The 8,213-nt window shown below is 71.0% G+C and carries 11 protein-coding genes and 1 rRNA gene; 5 read left to right on the top strand and 7 right to left on the bottom strand.

What is annotated here, in order from left to right:
- Positions 1-263 precede the first annotated feature (263 nt).
- A complete protein-coding gene (locus ACZ5OX_RS35335) occupies positions 264-1,259 on the bottom strand; it encodes an oxidoreductase (RefSeq protein WP_465635917.1) in 996 nt (331 codons plus the stop codon).
- A gap of 74 nt (positions 1,260-1,333) precedes the next feature.
- Here ACZ5OX_RS35335 and ACZ5OX_RS35330 point away from each other — a divergent pair, with 74 nt between their 5' ends.
- The 3 genes from ACZ5OX_RS35330 to ACZ5OX_RS35320 all read left to right on the top strand — a co-directional run bounded on the left by ACZ5OX_RS35330 (position 1,334) and on the right by ACZ5OX_RS35320 (position 4,108).
- Positions 1,334-1,756, top strand: a complete 423-nt coding sequence (locus tag ACZ5OX_RS35330) for a MerR family transcriptional regulator (protein ID WP_465635916.1) — start codon at positions 1,334-1,336, stop codon at positions 1,754-1,756.
- Positions 1,757-1,906: 150 nt separating this feature from the next.
- Positions 1,907-3,253: a tetratricopeptide repeat protein gene (locus ACZ5OX_RS35325; protein ID WP_465635914.1), complete on the top strand. Its 1,347-nt coding sequence runs from the start codon at positions 1,907-1,909 to the stop codon at positions 3,251-3,253.
- 153 nt (positions 3,254-3,406) lie between these two features.
- A complete protein-coding gene (locus ACZ5OX_RS35320; protein ID WP_465635912.1) occupies positions 3,407-4,108 on the top strand; it encodes an NPCBM/NEW2 domain-containing protein in 702 nt (233 codons plus the stop codon).
- A 37-nt stretch (positions 4,109-4,145) separates the two neighbouring features.
- Here ACZ5OX_RS35320 and ACZ5OX_RS35315 read toward each other — a convergent pair whose 3' ends face one another.
- From ACZ5OX_RS35315 to ACZ5OX_RS35295, 5 genes are all read right to left on the bottom strand, one after another.
- A complete protein-coding gene (locus ACZ5OX_RS35315; RefSeq protein ID WP_465635911.1) occupies positions 4,146-4,814 on the bottom strand; it encodes a hypothetical protein in 669 nt (222 codons plus the stop codon).
- Positions 4,815-4,908: 94 nt separating this feature from the next.
- Positions 4,909-5,319, bottom strand: a complete 411-nt coding sequence (locus ACZ5OX_RS35310) for an SRPBCC family protein (protein ID WP_465635909.1) — start codon at positions 5,317-5,319, stop codon at positions 4,909-4,911.
- Positions 5,316-5,630 carry an ArsR/SmtB family transcription factor gene (locus ACZ5OX_RS35305; RefSeq protein WP_465635907.1) on the bottom strand — a complete coding sequence of 105 codons (315 nt, stop codon included), beginning with the start codon at positions 5,628-5,630 and terminating at the stop codon, positions 5,316-5,318. Before ACZ5OX_RS35305 ends, ACZ5OX_RS35310 begins: the two co-directional genes overlap by 4 nt.
- Positions 5,631-5,689: 59 nt before the next feature.
- The gene (locus ACZ5OX_RS35300; protein WP_465635906.1) at positions 5,690-6,010 is read right to left on the bottom strand and encodes a hypothetical protein; all 321 of its coding nucleotides are present in this window, start codon (positions 6,008-6,010) and stop codon (positions 5,690-5,692) included.
- A gap of 349 nt (positions 6,011-6,359) precedes the next feature.
- Positions 6,360-6,734 carry an ATP-binding protein gene (locus ACZ5OX_RS35295; protein ID WP_465635904.1) on the bottom strand — a complete coding sequence of 125 codons (375 nt, stop codon included), beginning with the start codon at positions 6,732-6,734 and terminating at the stop codon, positions 6,360-6,362.
- A 182-nt stretch (positions 6,735-6,916) separates the two neighbouring features.
- On the opposite strand from ACZ5OX_RS35295, the gene ACZ5OX_RS35290 reads away from it, so the two are divergent.
- Together ACZ5OX_RS35290 and ACZ5OX_RS35285 are read left to right on the top strand one after the other, a co-directional pair.
- Positions 6,917-7,795, top strand: coding sequence for a helix-turn-helix domain-containing protein (locus tag ACZ5OX_RS35290; protein WP_465635902.1), 879 nt, complete (start codon positions 6,917-6,919; stop codon positions 7,793-7,795).
- 12 nt (positions 7,796-7,807) lie between these two features.
- Positions 7,808-8,008 (top strand): DUF397 domain-containing protein, encoded by a 201-nt coding sequence (locus ACZ5OX_RS35285; RefSeq protein WP_449790345.1) that lies wholly within the window; start codon positions 7,808-7,810, stop codon positions 8,006-8,008.
- Between the two features lie 118 nt (positions 8,009-8,126).
- On the opposite strand, the gene rrf is transcribed toward ACZ5OX_RS35285, so the two are convergent.
- A 5S ribosomal RNA gene (gene rrf / locus ACZ5OX_RS35280) occupies positions 8,127-8,213 on the bottom strand; the annotation flags it as partial.

Raw genomic sequence — 8,213 nt, 5'->3', positions numbered from 1 at the left:
CGATGGATTGCTACGGAAAGACCCCCGACTTCCGCAGCACCCGAGTGAACGTCGGCAGCATTTTCGTCGGAGTTGTGGGCATGGGGGGGGGGGGAGGCAACCTTTCCTGCTGCCCTGCTCCCCGTCAGTGCCGCGTGCGTCACCGCCGAGGCGCCGGCCCGTCCGATCTGCTGCCGCCGGCCGAGGAGTTGACCGCCCTCGCCCGGCGGGCGCGGGCGGTCGGCGAGCAGCCGTGCTGCTGGAGCCGCCCGGAACGGGCCCGCTCAGCGGAGCACCGGGGCGGCGCCGGTCGCGGCGAGGGACAGCTCCCACAACCGGGCGGCCGCGTCGGGGTCGACGGCGTACGGGCGGACGCCGCCGTCGTCCATCGGGGTGTCCGGGCCGCAGACCGGGGCCGCCTCGCAGTCCTCCAGGTAGAGCCCGCCTCGGCCGTCGAGCAGCGGCGAGGTGGCCGCCCACAGTCCGGTGGCCGCGCCCTGGGAGGCCGTCTTGAAGCCCGCGCCGATCACCCGCCCCTGCGCGTCCACCCAGCCGCGGTCGACCTGCTCCTGCCGGGTCATCTCCCGCTGGAGCCCGGTGATGATCTTGCCCGGGTGGAGCGAGAACGCCCGGACGCCGTCGCCCCGCCCGAGCACGTCGAGGTGCACGGCGAACAGCGCGTTGGCGGTCTTGGACTGGCCGTACGCCAGCCACTTGTCGTAGCCGGTGCGGAAGTGCGGGTCGTGCCGGCGGATGTCGGTCAGGGCGTGCCCGGCGGAGCTGTTGACGACGACGCGGGCGCCGTCGGGGGCGGCGGCCAGCAGCGGGTACAGCTCGCAGGCGAGGAGGAAGTGCCCGAGGTGGTTGATGGCCAACTGCCCCTCCCAGCCAGGACCGACGCGCCGCTCCGGAGTGGCCATGACGCCGGCGACGGCCAGCAGCAGGTCGAGGCGGTCCGTGGCCTCGCGGATCAGCCCGGCGGCAGCGCGCACGCTCCCGGGGTCGGCGAGGTCCATCGGGAGGACCCGGCTCCCGGTTCCGTGGAGCGCGGCGCGGGCGACGTCCGGGCGGCGGGCCGGGACGATCACGCTGGCGCCGGCGGCGGTCAGTGCCAGGGTGGTCGCCAGGCCGAGGCCCGAGTAGCCGCCGGTCACGACGGCGGTGCGGCCGGAGAGGTCGAGGCCCGCCAGGACCTCCTCGGCGGTGCTGGCGGCGGAGAAGGGCGAGCCGGTCGGCCGCTGCCGGTCGGCGACGGCCGTGCTGCTGGTGCTGGTGGTCATGGCGACGACGGTAGGAAGTGGAGTGCGGTCTAGATCAAGTCCCGGATCCACCGGTTCTCCTAGGCTCTGACGGCATGACGGAACTCAGCATCGGCGAGGTGGCCGAGCGCACCGGGCTCAGCGTGCACGCCCTGCGCTTCTACGAGCGCGAGGGGCTGCTGGTCGGCCCGGTGCGGCGCACGGCGGGCGGGCGCCGCCGGTACGCCGCGCTCGACGTGCAGTGGCTGGAGATCTGCGTCAGGCTGCGCGAGTCCGGGATGCCGCTCGCCGACCTCCGCCGGTTCGCCGAACTGGTGCGGCAGGGCCCGGGCAACGAGGCCGAACGGCTGCGGCTGCTGGACGCCCACCAGCGGCGGGTCGACGAGCGGATCAGGGAACTGGAGGAGTGCCGCTCGCTGATCGCCTGGAAGACCGCCGTCTACGCCGACCACCTGGCGCGCGGCGAGGCCGGCGGGCTCTGGGACCCGACGGTGGAAGACCGGTCGCCGGGAGCGTGATCCGCCTGGCACCATGCCCGGCGCCTCAGGCCTCCGTCCTCGTCCTGGTACTGATCTCGGCCTCCAGCGCGACCGTCTCCGCCACCGGAAGGCGGACATCCGCCGAAGATCTCCGGGCGGGGCGTCGGCCTCCTCGCATAGCCTGCCCCGGTGAATCTCGACGATCTCGCGTGGCAGCGGCAGTTCGACGGCGGAATCGACCTTCCCATGGCGGAGTACCTGCTCAAGCAGGGGCAGTTGGAGCTGGTGATCGAGACCGCCCGGGACCGCGGTGAGTGGTTCTGCGCCCAGGCGGCGGTCCGCGAACTGTGCGCGGCCGGGGAGTTCGAGCGGGCCCTGACGGTCCTGGAGCCGTTCGTCGCGGTCGGCTGGCCGTTCGCCGTACGGGAGTCCGCCGCGATCCTGGTCCGGCGGGGCCGGATCGAGGAGGGGCTGGCGCTGGTGCGCCCGGACGCGGCCGGCCTGGAGTCGGCGTCCGAGTGCCGGTGGTTTGCCGAACCGCTGGTGGAGGCCGGGCGGGTGGACGAGGCCATCGAGGTGCTCACGCCCCACCTCGGGGAGCCGTGGATCCTGGAGTCACTGGTCGAGCTGACCAGGGGACAGCACCGTGACGCCCGCGTCCTGGAGTTGCTCGCCCCGTGCGCCGAGCGGGCCCTGGGCGGCACGGCGGACTGCCGGTGCCCGGCCGCCGGGGATGAGCGCGGATGCCGGCACCAGCCGTCGGAGGTACTGGTGCTGTACAGCATGGTCCTGGAACGCACGGGCCGGGCGGACGAGGCGATCCGGGTGCTGGGCCCGGTCGTGTCCGAGCTGCCCCGCACGGCCTGGCGGTACGCGGAACTCCTCGCCCGCCGGGGCCGGTTCGAGCAACTGCGCGAGCTGACCACCGGCGAGCACGCGGAGGCCACCCTCCCCGCGTACGTGGACGCGCTGGAGGGACAGGGACGGATCCTGGAGGCCGAGGCCGTCCTGCGCGAGGGCCTCGAAGCGGACGGCAGGCGCGCTCGCCGACGCCTCATGACGTTCCTGGCCCGCCAGGGGCGCCTCGACGAGGCCGTCGACGTCGGACGGCCCACGTACGAGGACGACGAGGGGAACCTCCTCCACGAGGCGATCGACCTGCTGGTCCGCGGCGACCGCCCGGACCAGGCGCTGGAGCTCCTGGACGGCCTCGGCGCCGCGTACGTCGACGGGCATCCCGACGTCGTGCACCACACGCGGCTCTACCTGCTCGGGAAGGCAGAGCGCTACGCCGAGGGCGCCGCGGAGGCGAAGGCCCTGAGCGAGCGGGAGCCCGGCCTCTGGGACACCACGCTGGCCTGGATGCTGGCCCGGAACGGCCGGGCGGACGAGGCCCTCGACGTGCTCCGGTCGTCCACCGAGCACGAGGCCTACCGAACCGTGGCCTTGGTCCTGGGCACGCAGGGCCGCTTCGTCGAGGCGGTCGCCGCCATCCCCACGGTGTCCGTCCAACGCGAGGCGTGGGAGCGGCGCTGAGGCGGGAGGCCGCCGACCGGCTCCCGTCCGACTTCCTACGCGTCCGAACTCCCGCGCGTCCGGCTTCCCCTGTGTCCGATGCCTGGACGCGGCCGCACCCCGTGCTGAACACTTGCCGAGCGCAACGACCAGACGCCAGGGGGGAGTTGTTCCGTGAGCGGCGTACAGCCAGACCCGCACCGGCAGGAACCCGGCCCGGAGACGCCGGGCAACGGTGCGCAACGTCAGCGCCCGCTCGGTGAGATCGCCGCACTGATCTCCGCCGGCACCGGCCTGCTGGGGCTCCTGCTCGGCTACTTCGGCCTGCCCGCCGTCGTCAGTCCGCCGACCGCGACGCAGGCCACCGCGATCCAGACCGTGCCGGGGCCGACCGTCACCCTCCCGGCCGCGACGGTCACCGTCACGGCGAGCGCCCCGGGCTCCGCCGCCCCGGCAGCCGCCGAAGCCGGGCCGGACACCCAGCGGCTCAGCCTGATGACCTACGTCGACACGACCGGCACGCCGCTGCGCCCGGTCACGGGCACGCTGAACGCGAAGCAGTACGACGACGCGCTCGGGATGTCGACCTGCTCCCGCAGGGGGTGGGTGGGCTACAACCTCGGGCGGAACTGGAAGCGCTTCACCGCGTCCGCCGTCGGCATCGACGACAACTCGCCCTACAACGCGATCACCATCGAGGTGTTCGTCGACGACAGGAAGCTCGCGTCCTTCCCCGTCGGTGTGGGCAACCCGCAGACCATCGACCTCGACATCACCGGCGGCATCCGCCTCGGGATCGCCTACATCACCGACAGTGACTGCAACCCGTCGAAGGCCGCCCGGCTGGTGATCGCGGAGCCGCTGCTAAAGCGCTGACCCACGTCCCGGGAAGTCGGCCGGGCCGACTTCCCACTCATGCGGCACGCCAGCGGTGGGCGTACACGACGTGCAGGCTCGCCGGGACGCCCTTGGCCGCGCGGGCCGAGCCCCAGCCCTCGTGGGTGAGGGTCACGCACTGGTGCGCGTCCGGGCGCCATCCGGAGCGCCGGCCGGGGGCCTCGCGGCTGAGTTCGTGGAGCCGGGCGCCCGTCCGGCGGAACGCGGTGGGGCTGCCGGTGACCACCAACGTTCGGGCGCCGCCGGCGAAGCGGAGCTCGTCGCGCCGGTGGACGAAGGAGCGGTCGGTGTCCTCGCCGTCGAAGTCGGTGGCCGGAAGGTCCACGGTGTGCGGGATCCCGGCGCCGCCCAGCCGGGCGCGGACCGCCTTCCACCGGGAGGGCGGGAAACCGAGGCTGTGGTGGACGAGCAGGAGGTCCAGCCGGTCCTCCGGCGGGACGTCGTACGGTCCGGCCGGACCGGTGTTGGCCCGCAGCGGCAGGTGGATCAGCGAGCACCGGGAGCGGGCGGCCAGGGCCCAGGCGGTGACGAGGTCCTCGGCGCCCTGCCGGTCGAGGTGCAGGTCCATGAACCAGCTGCCCGGGCTCGCGGAGAGGAGGGCGCCGGGGGTCTGCCGCAGCGGGGTGACCACCCGGTACTCGTCCTGGCCGAGGCGGACCCGATGGATCTTCGTTCGCAGTCTCACCCGGTTGTCGTACCGGAAGCCGGGCCCCGGTGTCCTCCGGTTTTCGGGGCCACGTGGAGCAGGAAGTCGGACGGGCCGACTTCCTGTGCTCTCCCTAGGCGGTCTCGCCCAGGACGGAGTCGAGACGGTCGAGGACGTGGGGCCAGCCCCTGCCCATGCCGTCGTACGCCTGCCGGCCCATCGGGGAGTCGAGGTCGAAGCCCGCGTGGACGAGGACGAGGCGGGTGCCCGTACCCTCCGGGTGGAGCGTCCAGGTGATGGTGGTGTCGAGCGAGCCCTCGGCGAACCGGTAGACCAGCAGCCGCTGGTCGTCCACCTCGGTCACCTCGCAGGGCTGGCTGCCGAAGTTGCCCATGTCGAGGGTGAAGCGGTGCCCGACGACGGGCTTGATGTCCCCGGCGGCCCACCAGCGGGCGTGCGATTCCGGATCGGTGAGGGCCTTCCACACCGCCGCCGGCGGGTGGGGCAGGAACTTCTCGCAGGTGATCGTGTTGTTCTCGGTCATGTTTCGTTGTCCTCGTCCAGGAGGTCGGACAGCGCGTCCAGGCGCTGCTTCCAGTAGTGCTCGAACGGATGCAGCCACGCGCTCACCTCGGCCAGTCGGGCCGGTTCGAGGTGGTGGAAGCGGTGCCGGCCGCGCGGCTCCTCGCGTACCAGCCCGACGGAACGGAGCACCGCCAGGTGCTCGGAGACCGCGGGCCTCCCGAGCTCGAACATCGAGGCCAGTTCGCCTGTGGAGCGGGGGCCTTCCCGCAGGCTTTCGAGCAGTCTGCGCCGCACCGGGTTGGCCAGCGCGCCGAACACGTCCGTTGGCATGAAGCCAGTATGCGTCGGAGATTCCCGACGCGTCAAGAATCTCCGACGCGTTCCGGCGGCTAGTGGGGGCGCGGGCTGAGGCGGGCGGCCGACCAGGGGGAGTTGCGGCCGGCGGCCTCGCGGTAGGCGATGCGCTGGACGGCGAAGAGCAGGCGGTAGAGATTGAGGGCGGTGTCGGAGTCGTCGGCGGCGAAGCCCAGGTGGTGGACGAAGGCGTCGAGCTTCGGCCAGTCGAAGTCGTCGGGGACGGGCGGGGCGACGGCGACGCCGAAGACGGTGTTGAAGGCGGCGGCGACGGCGTAGTTGGCCGCGGCGAGGGCGTTGCTGACGTCGGGGTCGTCGGCCGGGTCGGGGGTGGGGGTGGGGATGGGGCCGGGCATGTCAGGACTCCTCTTCGTCGGGCCTTGCAAGGTTGAGCGTGGTGATGACGCCCAGGACGACGGTGGCGATAGCGAGAGCGAGCAGGGTGAGGAAGGCCGCGGCGATCAGGAACCGCACGAGCGCCCGCGGTCGGCGTCGAGGAGGAGGGTGAGGAGGTTCAGAAGGGTCGACGCCGGGGCCATGCCGAAGCGGACGACGAGGCGACCGTCGACGGTCTTGTCCGTGCAGGCGGAGGGGAAGAGGAGGCCGTACTTGCGGCCGCGCTCGTGGAGTTCGCCGAGGAGGATGAGGACGTCCTCCTCGGCGTAGGAGCGGATGCGGGGTCGCCGGGCTTCATCGGCTGACGCTTCACGCGGCGGCTTCCTTCAGCAGCTCGAACCAGACGACCTTGCCGTGCTTACGGGCCTCGGCGCCGAACCGGTGGGTGAGGGCCCGGACGAGGAAGAGGCCCCGGCCGGAGACCGCGAGCAGGTCCGCGGGGAGGTGGACGTCGCCGGGGATGACCGGGCTGTTGTCGGCGACCGAGACCCGGAGCCGGTGGCCGGCGAGGGCCAGGACGACCATGGGAGCAAGGGTGTCCCCGTGCCGCCAGGCATTGAAGAAGAGTTCGTGGAGGGCGAGTTCGGCGTCGGAGATGACGGACGGTCGCCACCCGTCCGAGGCGAGGAGGTCGGAGAGCTCGGCCCGAGCGGTGGACCAGTCGGGAGGGTTGCAGGCACGCATGAGAGACCCCAGGGGATGAGGAGGGGAATCGACGAAGCAGACACTCCGCCATGTGATCGGTGCAACACTGAGAGTAGGGCGATAGGTGTTACGCGTGCAACCAGATCTCCGAGATACCCCGCTCAACTTGGCTAAGCTCACCCGTGTGGGTGGAGACTGGCCCGACACGGAAGGAATCCCCCTTGGCACTCAGGACCCAAATCAGCGAGCGACAGCGGCGGTTCGGCGCTGAGCTGAGGAGGTTGCGCGAGGCAGCGGGCCTGGCCGTCAAGGACGCCGGCGCCCTCATCGGCATCGCGGGCCCACAGCTGAGCCACATCGAGGCGGCTCGAACGGCGCTCGACCCGGAGCGACTCTCGGTCTTGCTCGAAGGCTACGGGTGCACGGATGAGACCTATGTCAGGCTGCTACACGCTCTCGGAGCCAGCAACGGCAAGGGCTGGTGGAGCAAGTACAAGGGCCAGGTGCCCGACCTGTCGCTCGACCTGGCCGAGCTCGAAGACCGAAGTGCCCGTCTGGACAACTTCGAGACTCTGTACATTCCCGGGCTGCTCCAACTACCTGAATACGCTGAAGCCATCTACAAGGATGCCTACCGCAACGGGCACTGGGACCTGGCGACGGCCATCCAGTTCCGCATAGACCGTCAGCGCGTCCTGCAAGACGAGGAGAGGCAGTTTCAATTCGTCATCCACGAAGCAGCCTTGCGAATGCTCTTCCCTGGTGTGGAAGTCATGAGGGCTCAGTTGGACCACCTGCTGAACATGGCCGAACACCCCAACATCACTCTCCAAGTCCTCCCCTTCACAGCTACGAGGAAGCCTCCTCAGTCAGGCCCCTTCGTACTGTGCGACCCCGGATGTGTTGACCTGGCAACCATCCTGCTGGATGTGCCCGGGCGCGCCGAGCATCAGGGCGACCCTGAGACCATTACGGCGTACGGATGGAAGTTCCAACAGTTGAGCGAGATCGCACTGCCGGCCGTCGATGCAACGGCTCCGACCAACTCGCGAAACTCCTGGGGACTTCTTCAACACCTCCTCTACACCCTACAAACCTGAGAGGCGTCTCAGATGGCTGGATTCTCCTGGCAGAAGTCATCGTTCAGTGGCGGCGATGCCGGCAATTCCTGTCTGGAACTGGCCCACGGCACCAACGAGCTCCGCCACATTCGCGAATCTGACGATCCCTCCGTCATCCTCACCACCTCGGCCACCCAGCTCCGTGCCTTCCTCCTGGGCGCCAAGGCCGGCGAGTTCGACCACCTCATCTGAATCACTCTGCCCCGCCCGCTCGCCGCACCAGCGAGCGGGCGGGCGAGTCCTTCCCATTCCCATGGGCAAACGCAAAGAACCCCTGATCCGAATGGATCAGGGGTTCTTCTGAAGAATTGTTCGGCGGCGTCCTACTCTCCCACAGGGTCCCCCCTGCAGTACCATCGGCGCTGTGAGGCTTAGCTTCCGGGTTCGGAATGTAACC

It is taken from the genome of Kitasatospora sp. NPDC032121 (genome assembly GCF_055580145.1).
Note: the sequence above shows the minus strand (reverse complement) of the source record. Positions and strands in the feature narration are given on the sequence as shown.